The organism is Dyadobacter chenhuakuii, assembly GCF_023821985.2.
Lineage (GTDB): Bacteria > Bacteroidota > Bacteroidia > Cytophagales > Spirosomataceae > Dyadobacter > Dyadobacter chenhuakuii.
Map to the genome: position 1 here is coordinate 936232 of NZ_CP098805.1, position 15753 is coordinate 951984.

Here is a 15753-nt window from a genome sequence, read left to right on the forward strand (position 1 = left end):
TTTACCCTTTTCCTGGAAATGCTCAACGGGTTTGGGTCAACTTGTCCAGCTCCATGACCAAATATACCATTTCCTTGGTTTCGGCAGAGTCGCCCATCTTTAGCGAAACAGGTCCATCGCCTGGCTCGTAGGTCAATTGAAAATTTAACCATGGACAACATAAACGCTCAAACTGAATGAAGTCAAAAAGGTCTTTACTCAGGGTGCTGTCCGGATGGTCAAAGACCAGCTCGTAGCTGGTTGGGCTTTCAATAGTTTTATCAATTTTTTTAAAGAGTGTCTGATGCAACTGCTGCATGCGCTTGATTTGATCTTTATCTGTCAGCTTACATGCAAGAGCGATTTTCTGTTTTAATTTTGCAGTATGTTCCATATCCTTGGTTTTTTGTCCGAAGCAGGTCATGGACATCAGCCAGAAGAGCCCGCTAATCACCAGTGTTTTCATGTCTTTTTTGACAAAGATAAACCATGGAGTATAGTCCACTGTTAAGCGTAAATGTGATGCCTGATGCATTTTTTGCCTGTGATACTTATGAGGGAATACAGCGATTACTTTGTGGATGAGGGAAAATCGCAGTTTTTATCTAATTCATCATTCTATATTCACTCGGAGTAAAGCCAACTTTTTGTTTCGGTATTACCAGATGATACGTCCAGGCACCGTTGCCGGGCTCGTGCCGGAGAATCAGCTTTTCACTTTTAAGTATTGTCTTCATCTGCCGGTTTTGATGCAATATTCAAATTTTGAATCAGCCCAGTTTGCTTTTCCATTCTTTTTTCAATTGCGTATACTGTTCATTGCTTTCTGCCTTCTTCCATTTGGAATAAAATATCGCAGCAGCCTCCGCTTTCTCTTGTTGCCCGGTGCCTTTTTCGAGCAGCGCATAATCGTTGTCTTTATCGTATTTCTTTCCTCCTTTATAATTGGCGTAACGCCGCGCCCTGGTAAACCCCATTTGTAAATATTTACGAGCCATATCTGCTCCCACAAAATCGTCACCTTTTAGATAAGCCAAAAACAGTTCATAAATTTTGTTGCTGCTTTCCTCAGCAATTGCCTTTGTTTTGAATCGCCAATGTTTTCCTATTTCGGATTTGTAAGGTTCACAAATCAATACACCCTGCTCACCTTTTCCAACCCGATAAAGTTCCGGCTGTTTTTTGTAATCGATATCAGGCTTCCACTCGTAAGCTTGATTATTGAAATCCAGGTAAGACGGTTTATCTGCCATTAACGGTGTAGGTTTTGCGCCAACTAACTTCATCTTTTCACGACCTTGAATGTGCTTTTTTTACCTTTTGAATCAATGTTTAAAATATAGATCCCGACAGAAAGCATTTGAAGGTCCATAGTTTCAGTCAATTGCTTTGTGGAAAAAGTGCGAAGTGTACGGCCATTCAGATCGATTAACTGGATGCGCTTTTCTTCACCCGACTCAAACGCAAGTTGAAGGAAATCCTGTGTAGGATTCGGTGAAACGGTGACTTTTAGGTAGTTCGCTTGGGGTTCTGTGGCTGTGATTACTTCAATCCTGACAGTTGCCGGATTATCAATAATACCCGTACCGCAACTATTGTAAACTTGAAACAACATGTAAAATTGATTTGCCGAGGCATTATATAGCTCAATCTCATCGACAGGGTTGGATGTCCGACGATACAGGTCCTGAACAGAAGTTCCATAATGATAAGTCCACGGCGCACCGCCTTCCAGCAAAACCTTAACACGTGGATTGGTCTTGCCGTCATAAATAACGGATTCCGTGGCGAATTTCGCTCTCGCCTTTTTGCCCGCCGTAAGTGGATATTCGTAGGCGCCGCTGGCCGTGCCGCCGTCCGACGCTACAATTCGTAAGCTGTATTGTTTGTCTGGAAACAAGTCTAAAGGAAGTGTGGCTGTCAAAGGATTTCCCGCTCCCGTGGTCACAATGTTCCGCCAGTTGCGTCCTGTTGTATCCGAAATCTGGACTGTCATTTTGTTGTCGGCTGAAAATGTTCCGGTCGTTTTATATTCAACGCTGATCGTATCCTCGGTACAGAATCCGGCACTGGTTAGGGATGACCAGTTGGTCACGCTCACCGTCCTTGTCGCGGGAGGGTTCACTTCCACAACAGCCGACCCCCTCACCTGGCCTGCTCCACAGGCATTTGTCACAGATGTAAGCGTATATGTGGTGGTTTGCTTTGGAGAAACCCGTACATAAGACACCGCCCCAAGCGATCCCGTGGCGTTACCGGTCGTGCCGTCTGACAGTGTATATTGGACGCTTTCAAAATTTTGCCTGTTGGATTTTAGTGCCAGCTGTGCGCTTTCCCCGCTATTGATCGTTGTGTTTCCTTTTATTGTAAGATCTGGAAGAATGGCCACGTAAACAGGTACCAGTTCGAATAGAGAATACTTCCTGGCGGTAACACGCAACTCATAAAAGCTTCCTGGCAGCACTTTTGGTATTTGCAGGTTAATTGTTCCTGAAACGGTTTTCACAGAATCCAGCGTCTGTATGGCTCCGGTACTTTGGTTAACAAGCAGAAAACGAATATAGTCGTCAGCCATGTCCACTTCGCCGAGCAGTTCGTAATTTAGCTTAAACTTACTGCCTTCGCATACACTGCTCGATGAGGAAGACACGATAAGTTTTGGCTTCACCGAAACGGCCACGGAGCCCGATGTAGTACCATATCCGCATTCATTACTTACTGAGCTAATTGCGAACTCTTGCTTTCTGCTTGGGCGCACATCCACTATTTGCAGATTATCTGACGAAAAAAGGTTGAATCTGCCATCGGTCCAAGTAGTTTCCCATGGCGAAGTGCCGGTCAGGATCAGTTCCAGGCGCACGGGTTCGCCAGCATTGACCAATATGGGCCCGCTTTGGTCTTGTGCCCGCAAGGTCGCAGTAGGTGGTGTTGTAATAGTAATGTGCAGCAAATCGGAAATACTCCCATCCGAAGAAACAATTCTGACGTAATAAGGGCCTGCCGGCGTTGTTGCCGGGATAACGCCTTTCAAAATCCGGTCTTTCACTCCACTGACCAATGTTTGATAGTCCGAAGAACCTTCACTGCCCATTTGTAGTGAAAATGTGGCATCGGAGGCGGTACCTTCCAGGATGCCGAAAGGCATTTGAATCGGAGTGCCTGCACAGAATTTCAGCATGCTGTTATATATCGAAATGGATATCCGGTAAGGCATTTTGGCAACGTAGGTTTTTAAATTTACATCCGCGGTTCCGCATACATTAGTTGCCGATTTGATTTCGTAAGTCGTAAGCTCGCCCGATTTTGGCGAAATAGGCATGTATACTGCAGTTGGAGTTGGATCAAGGTTGCTAAAAGTTTTTTCCACCCCGTTTTCAGTGTAAACAATTTTTGAGATAGAAGGAGAAGTCGATGAGAAAGTCAAACGGGGCTGAACATCCGTTTCCAGGATCCTATATGGGTCTTCTGGTTTGGACGGCGGGTAAACAGAAAAATTTGTAGGCTTCTCCTGAACGCTGAATGGACGTATTTCTGTAAATAGTACAGGGTTTGTTGAAGCGATCCGTATGCCTGCATTCGCTTCATAAAAGGATTGCGTAGTCATTTTTATTTTAAATTTTCCAGCATGGTCTACGGTAATGATGTTTTGAAGTTCAGAGTAATTAGTGTGTCCCTGAATAGTAAACTTATTGCCAGAATTGAATGTGCCCACGGTTCCAAAAACAATTTCTAGACTATCATTATTGCAAATCGCCCTTTTCACAGGTTCGAGGTAAATGCCGGGATTTTGTGAAGGCGTTACTGTCAAACGGGCCGATCTTACATTCTCATTTTTGAAACAAGTATTGCTTATCGACTTGATTTTAAAAACAGTAGTCTCTTTCAAAAACATTTCCTGCGTTATAATGTCGCCGTCATTGGGATATGTCACAACCGAACCATCCGCATATTCCACCGAATAAGGAGCACCGCCAGTGAGAATATAACTGAGTTTTGCGTCGGAAGGAATGTCATAATTGTATTTAAAATTATATCCTGAAAACTGTGCATCAGGAATTGTCTGGCCGGTGATAAAATGCGATTGCTGAGACTCCATAGCCGGATTATTAGTGATAATCTGGTAAACATAACTTCTGTATCCCTGCGCGTTTTGTGGCAGCGTCACTTCCAGAAAATCACCCGATCGCGACGCAGGCAGGATCGACGTTTCGCCCGTTACACCATTAGTCATTCTGATGGAAAATCGCGTCGCCTCGGTCAGCGATGCATTCGATGAAAACTTGATCTTGCCTTTCCCGCCAGCGCATAAGATTTGAGGTGTCTTGTCTTCATCGATCCGGATGCCGGGCCGGACCTTAATCTCGACGGTCTGAATGTCCTTTATTTCTGTTTTCCCGCAGCCCGATGACATTGATTTCAATGTGTAAGATTCGTCTTTCATCGGAACCGAATAGAATTGAAGCGAGGAATTGGGTGAGCTCACCGTGGCACCATTGGTTAGTTCAGCCGTAAATGGAGGTATACCTTTTACCCGAACATCCAGCTGGACCGGTTCTCCAAAATTAATAGTGCTGCTTTGCGTATTGAAATAAGCCGAGGGTGATGCCCAAATGAATAACCTTTCACTCGTACGCGAACTTACAGTGGCTGGATTGTCGGTAACAACCTGAATGTAAACTTCATTCAAAGTTTCAACTCCGAATTGGGCCGGAACTTTCGCGGTAAGTACATTATTGCTGAGCGTCGCTGCGACTTCTGCTACTTTAGGTTTTTCGTTGAAAATAGCCTCCGTAAATCGTAGCTTAAATTTTGTCTGAGCGGTTAGGGAAGTTCCCGAAGTTGAAATCGTAACATTCACCTCCCCATTTTCACAAACCGATTGCGGTGCAAATGAAATCGTCCTGACCGAAGTGCTGTTGATCTTCGCCAGATAACTTCCACTTACCTTCATGGCGCCGCACACGTTTTCAGCATGCGCAATTTTGTAAGGCTCAGTTTTCGAAACTCGAAGCGGTTGTTCTGATACAAAGTTTAGCCCATTCGGATAAATGGAAAAGTGGCTGCTATCATCCAGCGTTACATTAATCTGACCAGCACCGTAACCGGTAAATTTGATGTTGACCTGGTCAAACTTATTCAATGTGTCGGAAATGGTCGCGTTGTTCAATGTAATGGTGCCTTTACTATTAATGGCAAGCCTGTTGGACCACGCGCTTTCCACTTTGGGAGCTGAGGATACTGCTTTCAGTTGTAAATCAGTATTTGCGAAAAGCAGTGAATCCGAAAACACAAATTCCAAAAAGCCATCATTCAGCACCGCTGCAATTTCTTTGATTACTGCCGGAGAAGAAGATTTGCGAACCAGAACAGAAAATTTATTTCCGGCGGCAAAAGTGCCGGTAGTTATTATCGGCAACCGATAAGTGCTTCCCAGGCAACCCGACCATGAAAAGTTGTCGTTATTGATGAGAATATTGGGGGATTGGGCAGAAACGTTTGAGAAGGATAATAAAATAATTAAGCTTAATAATGCGTAAAGTTTCAACATGTAAGAGGTTGGTTACAATTTCCCATGAAAGTAATAATTTATCGGAATATTATCCAGCCTGAGCAACCATCCACATTTTTCGTTTACCTGCCGGTAATTTTGGACACTAATCTGCGTAGCATACGTCCTCTTGATTTTATAATCTTTTATAATTGTTAACATACGTTTACTTTTTCGTGGCCAGGCCAAGCCTAAATTTGTTCTTAAATAAGAGGCCAAGCAATAATTACTGCTAAGAGGAAAAGAAAACTTTTTAAATCCATCAATTATTATGAAGAAAATTACAAGCATCCAATTCATTATCATTCTACTCTTTGTAGCCAGTCTGTACGTGGCGGCTATCAGCAAGGAAACACAACCCCTGGCAATTGACCACGCCAAAGAGCAGACACAGATTTTACAGCTGATCGACACAGAGTCCAAAGCCTTCTGGGACAAGGAATATGACAAGTGGGCAGCTTGCTGGGTACATGCACCTTATATCCGTACAATGGGCTGGTGGAAAGATGGCGGGGTTACCGTAGTTAAAGGATGGGAGGAAAGAGATAGTAGAACCAAAGGGTACATGAAGGACTTTCCTAAGCCCAACCCACAGAATGTTCGGCGTGAAAACATCAATGTCAGAATCTTTAAGGATGCCGCCTGGGTCACTTTTGATCAGTATGGTACGGATACAGGAGAGCCGTTATTGGATATGCCTGGGCTCAGCCGGGAAACCCGTTTTCTGGAAAAACACAACGGGCAGTGGAAAATTGCATATGCAGGCTGGCTACTGGAAGGTAACAAGCAATAAGATGTGTAAACAGTCGTGAAAAATTTATTTACGTTTGAATGACTTCGTTATTGATTTAAAGTTTTGCATGTTGCTTGCCATATCATTGTTTGAAGAGCCGATCATTATATAATACAGATTGTCGCTGAACAGGATTGCCATATAGACTTTCTCTTCTTGATCAAATTTTTTGTTGTTAGCAGTGCCGAGCAATTCGTAGCCCGCAATGCCGTCAACGCTTAACTGACCCACTGAATCTATTCTGATCTCCGGATATAGCTGTTTCGCACGGTTCAAACAGTAGAGCTTTTTGTCTTCAATTTCCATTTTTGAAAACGACTTCGTGAGAATATAGGAAGTCCGATCTGCCAATTCGGTCGGAACTTTCCCATCCATGGTATAAATCAATGAATTGGCCACATTCTTCGCAAAAATTAACTTGCTTCCGGTAGTACTTATTTCATAATCAATCGCTTCAAAGGGATCTACTTTTCTGTCGGCATCGAAATATGCGCCAAGAATTGCTTGCTTGATTCCCTTTCCAACTTCTTGTAAGTTCTGCGGAAAAGCACCATTGATCATGACAGATTCGTCATCTTTTCCGAAACAAAGAATGAATTTGGTATATACATTTCCGTGCGCGTTTTGCGTGCCGGTGAAAAATGCTGCCGGCATATCATTTAGTTTAAGCGTTTCAATTTCGCTGATTTCAACGCCCTGGGTTAAAAATGCTTCCTTCGTTAATCCCGCGCGAAGTTTTTCAAAGTGACCCGGAATACTCATAACCATTATACTCGATCCACTTTGTGTTTGCTGGAAGCCAGCGAAATTAGCTGCCTTCTCAAAGCCCTTCGGTGGTATGAGACTTATTTTTGTTCCGGCGACGGGTATATGTTCCGGTGTGGAAATGTTGGTGATTGTCACTTGTCCGTAAGCGACACAAATATTCAGAAAAAGGCTGATCAGGATGGTAAACCGATGAATCATAATGTTGGAATGAATGTAATTGGGCTTGTCGTAGCAGATCGACCAGGTTTCTGTGCACTAAGATAATGAACCCAGAACAAGACCAAGCTCACTATCCTCATTTTTTGATTGTTTCACAAAGCGCTCCTAAGTTCCGTCGGCGACTTGTAAAAATTACCGTTAACTAAGAATATACGAGTGTTCATATATTTATAATATAACTTGCTTTAATACTATAATTATAAAGTGGACTACTGTTCCTTACTGCCGGATACTTGATTCATTCTATCAGACTTTATTTAATTGTAGGAGTAGGTTTTCAAAAAGTACTATATAACTCAAACTCTATGTCTCAACTAAAAGAAGTAGTAAAAAACCTTCCTGTCCTAGGAAAATGGGTTCGTAAATTCAATACTTATAGAACGAGGGTTCCTGCTGGACACTATTATAGCCCAATCGTTTCAGTAAAAGATATTAAACGTAGAGAGCAACAGGTATATCCTCTGCCTTGTAACAAGTTGGAGGGATTAGATTTGGCCGAAGAAGAGCAAATTGCGCTAATTACTTATTGCTTCAATAGTTATTATCAGGAGTTAGCATTTTCTGACAATATTAATTCCGGAGGACGTTATTATTATAACAATAAGTACTTCGGACACGCGGACGCCACCTCCTTATATTTTATGATTCGTCATTTTAATCCTAAAAAAATAATTGAAGTTGGTTCCGGATTTTCTTCAGCCGTGATGCTGGACGTTAATGAGCGTTTTTTTGACAATGCCATGAAATTAAGTTTTATAGAGCCATATCCGGATCGCTTGCACTCACTTTTGAAACATAGTGAAAGGAAAAATACAGACGTTATAGTGAGCGATTTACAGGACGTTGATACCAAATACTTTGAGCAGCTGGAAAAGGATGATATATTATTTATTGATTCTACCCATGTGTCGAAAACAGGAAGTGATGTGAATTACTTATTGTTTAATATTTTTCCAATACTTAAAAGTGGTGTTATTATCCATATTCATGACATATTTTATCCGTTTGAATATCCAAAAGAATGGGTGATTTATGGAAACGGACGGTTTGGTTGGAATGAAGCTTATATACTTCGTGCTTTTTTATCTCACCAAAGCCAATATAAAATTATCCTCTTTAACGACTTCATGCAGTCTTTCCACAAGCAGGGGATACTTTTAAATATGCTAAACTATAATCAACACGGACGTGGAGGAAGTATATATTTAAGAAAGTATTGATTGTAAGGAAAATTATTCCTCGATTGTTTGGCGGATGCATCTCAATTGCTCTAGTTGATAATGAGAACGTTAGTTCTCCTGGTATTTGCGTATGTCCAATTCAGTCGCTTTTCCAAACCCTGAAACTGAGTTAATGAACCCACCGTTAGTAGCCACACTATCCATCGACCCGGCTGCACAGGCTTATTTTGACGATTTGCGGATGCGGCATTTTCCGAAGGAAAGGAATCATCTGAATGCCCATCTGACTTTGTTCAACGCCTTGCCCGACGAAGCGTGGATCTTTGAAAAAATGCAAATGCTTACGGGAAGTCAGGTCGCGTTCGAGGTTAAGGCCGATCAGGTAATGTCGCTCGGCGGTGGGACGGCATTTAAGATTGTGTCACCCGAGTTGGCCTTGCTTCACCGGAATTTGCAAACACATTATCAGGAGGTGCTTACTAATCAGGATAAACAGAAAAGGAATTTCCATATCACTGTCCAGAACAAGGTGGAGCCTGCTGTTGCCAAAAGCTTGCAAGCCGAGCTCAGGGCGACCTTCGAACCATTCAGCTTTGCTGCCGGGGGCGTGCACTTGTGGAGATATCTTGGCGGGCCGTGGGAGTTTCTCAGGACTTATCGTTTCAATGGCTAGCGGTTTCTGATATTCATACGCTTCTGGTATAGTTTTTATACGCCCGCTCGCCATTCTATAACCTTAAATTTTTTTGGTATGTTTTATCATGATGGAAAACTGCAGTACAATGTGAGGGTTGACAAACCCAATCCCCAATTTGCGAAGCTGCTTCAGCAGGCGATCGGTGGGATAGAAGGGGAGATACGGGTATGCTTACAATATCTGTTTCAGGCATGGAACTCACGCGGGCCTCAAAAGTACAGGGATATGCTGATGGAAACCGGAACGGAAGAAATCGCGCATATCGAAATGCTGGCGACGGCGGTTTGCTTGAACCTGGAAGGCTCTTCGAGTGCATTGAAAGACGAAATGGCGAAAGCCAACCCGATGGTGGAAGCGGTGATGGGTGGTCGCGATCCGCGTCACATTCTTTCAGGCGGACTAGGCGCGATGGCGACGGACGCTAACGGCGTTCCTTTCAACGGTTCATGGGTTGTGAGCAGCGGCAACATTGCAGCCGATATGCACGCCAATGTAATGGCAGAAGCAACAGGCCGGGTGCTGGCTACGCGGCTTTACGAAATGACGGATGACTCGGGAATGAAAGACATGCTCGCGTTCCTCATCGCCCGGGACACGATGCACCAAAACCAGTGGATGGCGGTGCTTGAAGAACTTGGCCCGGATACCCATCCGATTCCGAACAGTTTCCCTTCGAACCTTCAAAACGAAAACGTGGCTTACAGTTTCATTAGCACGAGCGTGGACGGAAATACAAATGCAAGAGGGCGCTGGACCGAAGGGACTTCAATCGATGGCAAAGGCATCTTTACTTTTGAAAAAGCGGTTCCCACAGGCGGAATGCCTTCCCTGGCACCCGGTGACAAAGAAGTCCACGGTCAAATTGAACAGGGAGTAAAACCGGACGCCGACTTTTTTGATAAGGTGAAGGATATCATTGGATAGTTTGTTTTGTTGTTTCAAAGGGGTGGCTAACATTGTTGGCCATCCCTTTTTTTATCAATCTAAGATTCAAGCATTGCCTTGATCTTTTCCAGCATGGGTGTCCATCCCAGACCTCCGTTGAAAACTTCCTCGTACCGGTCTTTTCCTCTTGCTACTGTTGCAAAATCTCCCTGACTCGCGGTTAATATTGTTTGACCATTTTCTTCCCGCAGCTCGTAAATTACATGCAGGTGGTTTTCAGCAACATCCTCCATACTGGCATCATTGGGATCGAAAGTTGTGTATTCCAAACGCTTGCCCGGGTCTATGCTGACAACATTCCCTTTTACATAAACAACTTCCTGTCCGTCTGCTACGCCTTTCCAGAGTAGTTCGTCTCCCGGTTGCCAGGTCGATATAGCTTCACAGCCAAACATATATTGTTTCGTTTTCTCTGGGTTTACCAGCGCATCCCAAACTGCCGGTGCGGGGGCATTGATCGTTATTGAGTTGGTTACAAAAAGTGGTTGGTCCATATGGCTAAATTTTTCGTTTTGCAATGATAGGCAGATTGTAGCGTCCCGGATTGCCAATTACGGATTGTTTCTAACCAAATTGGGAGTTACGCCAAATCGTTTCTTGAAAGCATTATTAAAATGCTGAGGAGTTGCATAACCTAGCTCAAAAGCTACTTCGGCTGCGGTCTTTTGCGTGTCCCGCAGATATTGAAAAGCCGTATTAAGTCGCTGGTCAGTAAGATATCCAAAAATCGTAGTCTGGAACATTTCCTTAAAGCCATGTTTCAACTTGAACTCATTCATGCCAACAAGCTTTCCGATTTCAGACAATGTCGGCGGCGATTCTAATCGCCCATTGATCAGATCACGAACGGCGATGATTTTTTCTTTATCCTGCCTGGTCAGCACATACGCCCGCTTTCCTGCGTTTTTCAATGACGACTCCGCTGAGAGAACCAATAGTTCCAGGCATTTCGAAAGAATGAAGATTTGCTTCATGCCGCCGCTATATGGACAATGAATGACCTGCCGGATCACATTTTCAATAGCCGGATTAATACTGCCCCAATTCTTGCTAAGCATTATACTTTTGCCGGATATGACAGCCTCACAAAAATCTTCGAGCTGATTATCCGCATTTTGGGCAAATGAAATAAAAGAAGCTTTCGAAAACTGTATCCCGAACGTTTCGACCTGCGGGGTTTTATTTTCTAAAATAATGTCGAAACCCTCCGAATACATCATATTCTGGTGGCTGCCAACCAGATCAAAGCGTTTGTTTAGCTGCTGGTGGGTAAATTGATAATCCCCCTTCAATCCAAAATGTAATCGCACCACATCATCACGCCTGCTGATCGGGATACGTTCAGATCCTTGATATTGTGATATATTGTGGCTTACCCTCAAATCATCCGTGCACCAGGAAACGCTTCTAAATTTCCCCGTTTCGTTAACCAATTCCTGCGTTAGCTCCTCCATGATTGCCTTGTTATCTGCTAATTATTTTGCACTGCCTCACTGACTTTTTGCAGCTAAAATAAAAAATGTAAGTTTACAAGCAGCGTTTTCAGGCGATAATCAGTCATACCTTGGAAGGCTAAAAATCTTGTATAACAATTTTCAATGAACAAGAAAATTTTACTGCTCTGCTTCATTACAGCATTTACTTTCGGTTGCAACAATGTTGTGGACGTACAAGAGCCGGATACGGAAGTGGTGCCCGAAACTGCTATTTCCGCGATCAAGACGCGTTACCCGGATGCCGGGCAGTTCGTTTTCAAAACGCTTATTCAGGATCAACTTTGGAAAGCGAAGTTTTTTAGCCGCGCTAATTCATATGAAACGCAGGTAAGCCCCTCAGCTATTTCGGGTGATGTGTTCATCAATACGAATGATGTAAGTCTTTACAAAGGCTTGACAGACAAGCTTGTAGTTTCGGGAGGGACACTTTCCAATGTACAATTGCGGGAAAATGCAGGCGATAATGCGGCGCGGATGCAGTACATGCTGAACGGAAAGGCTCAGCTTTTAAACTATTATGTGCTTGCCGACTGGCACATTGTAAAACTCAGCGCGCCTTATCCGGTGGAGTCATATACGGTGGAGCTTTCCGAGGTGCCGGAAAAAATTGCGTCTTTTTGTAGTCAGGCCAAAATTGACATTGATAGTACCCAAATAGTCGTCAATGAAGATCAGGCAAATAAAAAGACTTACATAATCCATCCCGAAGCAGCACTGTTTCCCATTTTTTTTGACCAGGAGGGCAATGTGAAGTGGATCGCAAAAAATTCGGATGGGTCGGCGCTGGAAGACAAGCGAAATGATGAGGTAGGCAGCGCCGAGCTATTTGATAAAATAAAGGGAGGTTTTACAGATTTCAATGTGCCTAACACACTGGCTTTCGAAGCGAAATATAATGATCTGAGTAGTATCAGATATGTTTTTCAAAGAAAAAGCGGCCCCGAAGGCACGCGTGATTTCATTAGTGAAACCCATGAAGTCTTTGTGAATGGAAATTCCGGGGAGGTGATATTTGAACAATATTCATCCTATGTTTATAAATAGTTGGATATTATTCTCAGGCCAAACAGCGCGGATTATTAAGAACTACTGAATGGCCCTTTTTAGATCGAAATTAAAGACGGACCTGACCGAGCTTGTGAGGGCCTGCCAACGGCAGGATTCACGGGCTCAGGTTGTTTTTTATGATCGGTACAAAGGGAAATTGCTCGGGATATGCGTGCGGTATGCCAAAACCGTTGCCGCAGCCGAGGATATATTTCAGGAAGGAATCATGAAGATCTTCTCCAAAATAGGAGAGATCTCGAACCCCGAATCCATCGACAGCTGGGTGAAAACCATTATGATCCGGCATGCGATCGATTACTATAATCAGGTTACGCGGAAAGAAATCCTGAGCAGCTCCTATGAAAATGTAGAAATGGAATGGCAGGTGGACGATCACAGCGCTGTCTTGCATCGGATGGACGTGGAAATTTTACTGGAAACGATCAATGAACTTCCGGACGGATACCGCATTGTGGTAAACCTTTATTTTATCGACGGTTATAAGCATTTTGAAATCGCCCGGATGCTGGGAATTATGGAGGCAACGTCCCGTTCACAATTGGCACGCGGACGTAACTTACTTTTCAAATTATTAGAACAAAAAGGAATCAAGCAGCATGAAATCCTCTGATGATGAATTAAATGATGCTATAAAAAATGCGCTGAAAAGCTCGCTTGGAAATTTTGAGCGAAAACCCGGGGCATCTCTGGACGAGCGCATTTATAACAAACTGGGCCATAAGCCAAGCCGCAAACCTTTATGGGCTGCATTTGGCCTTCTGGCAGTTATGGTGGTGCTTTCGCTCTGGTATGTAAATGCTGGCCGGAAAGAAATAGGCGCTGTCTCAACAAAGCCGGTAACCGGAAATGTTACTCCCAAAGCACTACCTGAGCAAAATAAGGCAAAAATTAATGTCAAAAACCAGGGCAGTGAAACGGTTTTAAATACTACTGCCGAAGCTCCCTCATCAATTATTGATGATCACAAAGTTGTATCCGAACACCGCGTCGCCGTTAAGAAAAAGGCAAGAATTCAATCTGTAAATCAGTCCCCGGCAACACAGTCCGGAACATTGGATTTGCATCAGAATACTAAAATTAACACCCAACAAATTGCCTCCGCCGATGACCAGGGTTACGGCAAGCCGGTCGCCCCGACTCATATCGGCAACATTCATGTAACAGAACTCGACCTGCATCATGTTCTGAAATATCCAGCATTGCCGCTGCCCATGATCACAGCGCCTCTGCTAGCAACCACGCCGGACAGTATTCCGCAAAATGTGGCTGACAAGAAGTCCGCTGGTTCCTGGAAACCTGCTATGCTTGTTAATTTCTCGGGAACAAACACATCGCAGAGTGTCTATCTGCTGCCGAACACCCATTCGCGTATCTTGAAGGTGTCTTTCCCAAACGCGCTTGCTAACATTGGTTATAAAATTGGTGTTGGGATGCAGGTGAAAAGCTATCAATTGATGCTCAATTACAGTCACTTGCAGTATCAGACGGAATTCGTGTACGCACTTGAAGAGTTTACCGCCGTGCCGACAAATGCAAGCTACAATTTCCGAAGATTGGGCACGGCCCGTGTTGTAAAAAGCGCATTTGACGTCGTAGGACTGGCCGCCAGGAAGCATTTCGATTTCGAGACAAAACCTTTGGGCGCGCTGTATGCGCAAATAGGAATGGAGTACTCCCGTTCTGTTTCGGGCTCGGATCAGCAGTTGCTGGGAGCAACAATAGCCGCGGGCAAAAGGATTTTTACAGGCCCGAAAGCAACCATTTTGATAGGACCTTTCTTCGAATATAACATCATTCGCATGCTTACAGCAGAAGAAAATGTAAAAATCAGGACGAATCAGGTTGGGATTTCGCTCGGTTTGAAATTCAATAATTGAGTCGGATTATCCTGAGCGGCATTGGGAGAATTTCTTTAAAATTTTTTTAGAGATGAAGCAGCGGTTACATAAGGAAATCGCGTCTGTATAACAAAACTCAACTCCACCTCCGAATGCAGGCTAAGGATCAGGCTGTTCCCTTGCTATCAGGCTCTAAAACGCTCGTTGTAGCTACATTTTTTATGCTCGTTGTGCTCATCAGCAGGTGCAGCCGCGAAAAAATTGAACCCCATCTGGATGTTCCCGGCAGCGCAAGGCACATGATTTACCAAAAATATCCCGCTGCGGAAATCTCGAAGATGAAGGTTTTGGAGCCAGGCAAGGTTTATCAACTCAGTTTTCGGTATAAAGGCGCTAATTACCAATCGGTTGTCAACAATGCAGGCATTTTAAACACGGCCAGGCAGGCAGACGAAGGAATTCCTGAGGCGCTACTTGCGAAGCTTGAAACTCTGGCTATCAGAGGTGGCCGCATCAGCAACCACAGGGTCGTGGAATCTTACTATGCGGGAGGTCCGGATAAGGAAGATGTCTATGATTATCACCTGAATGGGAAGGATTATGTGCTGACAGGTGGCGCGTACGGCGTCATTCTCAGGCCTTACCAACAAACTTCCTACGTCACAAAATCCATCGATGACCTTCCCGAAAAGATCCGGCAATTTATCAATTCGAGGCACAAGCCCAACCACGCCTTCGTGAACAGCCTGACAAATTTGAATGAGCCAAGCAGGGATTACATTATGGAAAATAATGAGCTTACTTTCATGGAATGCGTGGTAAGCATCTTTCCGGACGGTTCAAAAATCTACTCAGTTACTGTCAATTTCCTGGGTGTCACCGGATTGTCGGGGATGCGATTTGATGAGGATGGTAATCTGATATCGATTCCTCAGTTTAACCGCATCAGACAATTTAACACGGATTTCACTACGCTCTCGTGGATTTCCAACTTGAAAACGAGTGAAATCAAGTATTTCCGGGACCTTTTTGCGGCTCAATCTCATCTTTTCGGCTTCAACCTGGACAGCCAGCAGAATTTTGGCAAGAGTTTTAAAAGTGAGTTCGAGAATTTCAAGTGCTATGAATTCGAACTGTATAATAGTAACCGTGAGCGCTGGAGCATGCATTACAATGAGCAGAAAGCACTCGTTTATTATTCCTATTCCTCCCCGCAGTAAA

Annotated in this window: 14 protein-coding genes; 8 read left to right on the forward strand and 6 right to left on the reverse strand. The window is 43.9% G+C overall.

Going from position 1 to position 15753, the window contains the following annotated elements:
• Nucleotides 1-22 precede the first annotated feature (22 nt).
• The 3 genes from NFI80_RS04010 to NFI80_RS04020 all read right to left on the reverse strand — a co-directional run bounded on the left by NFI80_RS04010 (nt 23) and on the right by NFI80_RS04020 (nt 5527).
• A complete protein-coding gene (locus NFI80_RS04010; RefSeq protein ID WP_252172098.1) occupies nt 23-514 on the reverse strand; it encodes a tetraspanin family protein in 492 nt (163 codons plus the stop codon).
• Between the two features lie 235 nt (nt 515-749).
• A complete protein-coding gene (locus tag NFI80_RS04015) occupies nt 750-1232 on the reverse strand; it encodes a DUF4385 domain-containing protein (RefSeq protein ID WP_235164838.1) in 483 nt (160 codons plus the stop codon).
• 29 nt (nt 1233-1261) lie between these two features.
• On the reverse strand, nt 1262-5527 hold the full coding sequence (locus NFI80_RS04020; protein ID WP_235164837.1) for a T9SS type A sorting domain-containing protein: 4266 nt from the start codon (nt 5525-5527) through the stop codon (nt 1262-1264).
• A 271-nt stretch (nt 5528-5798) separates the two neighbouring features.
• On the opposite strand from NFI80_RS04020, the gene NFI80_RS04025 reads away from it, so the two are divergent.
• Nucleotides 5799-6320, forward strand: a complete 522-nt coding sequence (locus tag NFI80_RS04025; RefSeq protein ID WP_235164836.1) for a nuclear transport factor 2 family protein — start codon at nt 5799-5801, stop codon at nt 6318-6320.
• A gap of 24 nt (nt 6321-6344) precedes the next feature.
• On the opposite strand, the gene NFI80_RS04030 is transcribed toward NFI80_RS04025, so the two are convergent.
• The gene (locus NFI80_RS04030) at nt 6345-7286 is read right to left on the reverse strand and encodes a hypothetical protein (RefSeq protein WP_235164834.1); all 942 of its coding nucleotides are present in this window, start codon (nt 7284-7286) and stop codon (nt 6345-6347) included.
• Nucleotides 7287-7612: 326 nt separating this feature from the next.
• Between NFI80_RS04030 and NFI80_RS04035 the strand changes: the two genes are divergently transcribed.
• The 3 genes from NFI80_RS04035 to NFI80_RS04045 all read left to right on the forward strand — a co-directional run bounded on the left by NFI80_RS04035 (nt 7613) and on the right by NFI80_RS04045 (nt 10109).
• On the forward strand, nt 7613-8527 hold the full coding sequence (locus tag NFI80_RS04035; RefSeq protein ID WP_235164832.1) for a class I SAM-dependent methyltransferase: 915 nt from the start codon (nt 7613-7615) through the stop codon (nt 8525-8527).
• Nucleotides 8528-8660: 133 nt separating this feature from the next.
• A complete protein-coding gene (locus NFI80_RS04040) occupies nt 8661-9161 on the forward strand; it encodes a 2'-5' RNA ligase family protein (protein ID WP_235164831.1) in 501 nt (166 codons plus the stop codon).
• A gap of 78 nt (nt 9162-9239) precedes the next feature.
• Complete coding sequence (locus tag NFI80_RS04045; protein ID WP_235164830.1) at nt 9240-10109, forward strand: manganese catalase family protein; 870 nt, start codon at nt 9240-9242, stop codon at nt 10107-10109.
• Between the two features lie 59 nt (nt 10110-10168).
• Here NFI80_RS04045 and NFI80_RS04050 read toward each other — a convergent pair whose 3' ends face one another.
• Nucleotides 10169-10624, reverse strand: a complete 456-nt coding sequence (locus tag NFI80_RS04050) for an SRPBCC domain-containing protein (protein ID WP_235164829.1) — start codon at nt 10622-10624, stop codon at nt 10169-10171.
• Nucleotides 10625-10681: 57 nt separating this feature from the next.
• A complete protein-coding gene (locus NFI80_RS04055) occupies nt 10682-11584 on the reverse strand; it encodes a helix-turn-helix transcriptional regulator (RefSeq protein ID WP_235164828.1) in 903 nt (300 codons plus the stop codon).
• A gap of 144 nt (nt 11585-11728) precedes the next feature.
• Between NFI80_RS04055 and NFI80_RS04060 the strand changes: the two genes are divergently transcribed.
• The 4 genes from NFI80_RS04060 to NFI80_RS04075 all read left to right on the forward strand — a co-directional run bounded on the left by NFI80_RS04060 (nt 11729) and on the right by NFI80_RS04075 (nt 15752).
• On the forward strand, nt 11729-12670 hold the full coding sequence (locus tag NFI80_RS04060; protein ID WP_235164827.1) for a hypothetical protein: 942 nt from the start codon (nt 11729-11731) through the stop codon (nt 12668-12670).
• A 49-nt stretch (nt 12671-12719) separates the two neighbouring features.
• Nucleotides 12720-13304: an RNA polymerase sigma factor gene (locus NFI80_RS04065; protein WP_235164825.1), complete on the forward strand. Its 585-nt coding sequence runs from the start codon at nt 12720-12722 to the stop codon at nt 13302-13304.
• Nucleotides 13291-14571 (forward strand): hypothetical protein, encoded by a 1281-nt coding sequence (locus NFI80_RS04070; RefSeq protein ID WP_235164824.1) that lies wholly within the window; start codon nt 13291-13293, stop codon nt 14569-14571. Before NFI80_RS04065 ends, NFI80_RS04070 begins: the two co-directional genes overlap by 14 nt.
• Before the next feature lie 113 nt (nt 14572-14684).
• Entirely contained in the window at nt 14685-15752 is a 1068-nt protein-coding gene (locus NFI80_RS04075) for a hypothetical protein (RefSeq protein ID WP_235164823.1), read from the forward strand.
• Nucleotide 15753 lies beyond the last annotated feature (1 nt).

Excerpts from the sequence above, each read along its gene's own strand:
- NFI80_RS04070 (WP_235164824.1), top strand. The coding sequence starts at position 13,291 with ATGAAATCCTCTGATGATGAATTAAATGATGCTATAAAAAATGCGCTG.
- NFI80_RS04045 (WP_235164830.1), top strand. The coding sequence starts at position 9,240 with ATGTTTTATCATGATGGAAAACTGCAGTACAATGTGAGGGTTGACAAA.
- NFI80_RS04015 (WP_235164838.1), bottom strand. The coding sequence starts at position 1,232 with ATGGCAGATAAACCGTCTTACCTGGATTTCAATAATCAAGCTTACGAG.
- NFI80_RS04010 (WP_252172098.1), bottom strand. The coding sequence starts at position 514 with ATGCATCAGGCATCACATTTACGCTTAACAGTGGACTATACTCCATGG.
- NFI80_RS04060 (WP_235164827.1), top strand. The coding sequence starts at position 11,729 with ATGAACAAGAAAATTTTACTGCTCTGCTTCATTACAGCATTTACTTTC.
- NFI80_RS04040 (WP_235164831.1), top strand. The coding sequence starts at position 8,661 with ATGAACCCACCGTTAGTAGCCACACTATCCATCGACCCGGCTGCACAG.
- NFI80_RS04020 (WP_235164837.1), bottom strand. The coding sequence starts at position 5,527 with ATGTTGAAACTTTACGCATTATTAAGCTTAATTATTTTATTATCCTTC.
- NFI80_RS04035 (WP_235164832.1), top strand. The coding sequence starts at position 7,613 with ATGTCTCAACTAAAAGAAGTAGTAAAAAACCTTCCTGTCCTAGGAAAA.
- NFI80_RS04050 (WP_235164829.1), bottom strand. The coding sequence starts at position 10,624 with ATGGACCAACCACTTTTTGTAACCAACTCAATAACGATCAATGCCCCC.
- NFI80_RS04055 (WP_235164828.1), bottom strand. The coding sequence starts at position 11,584 with ATGGAGGAGCTAACGCAGGAATTGGTTAACGAAACGGGGAAATTTAGA.
- NFI80_RS04030 (WP_235164834.1), bottom strand. The coding sequence starts at position 7,286 with ATGATTCATCGGTTTACCATCCTGATCAGCCTTTTTCTGAATATTTGT.
- NFI80_RS04075 (WP_235164823.1), top strand. The coding sequence starts at position 14,685 with ATGCAGGCTAAGGATCAGGCTGTTCCCTTGCTATCAGGCTCTAAAACG.
- NFI80_RS04065 (WP_235164825.1), top strand. The coding sequence starts at position 12,720 with ATGGCCCTTTTTAGATCGAAATTAAAGACGGACCTGACCGAGCTTGTG.
- NFI80_RS04025 (WP_235164836.1), top strand. The coding sequence starts at position 5,799 with ATGAAGAAAATTACAAGCATCCAATTCATTATCATTCTACTCTTTGTA.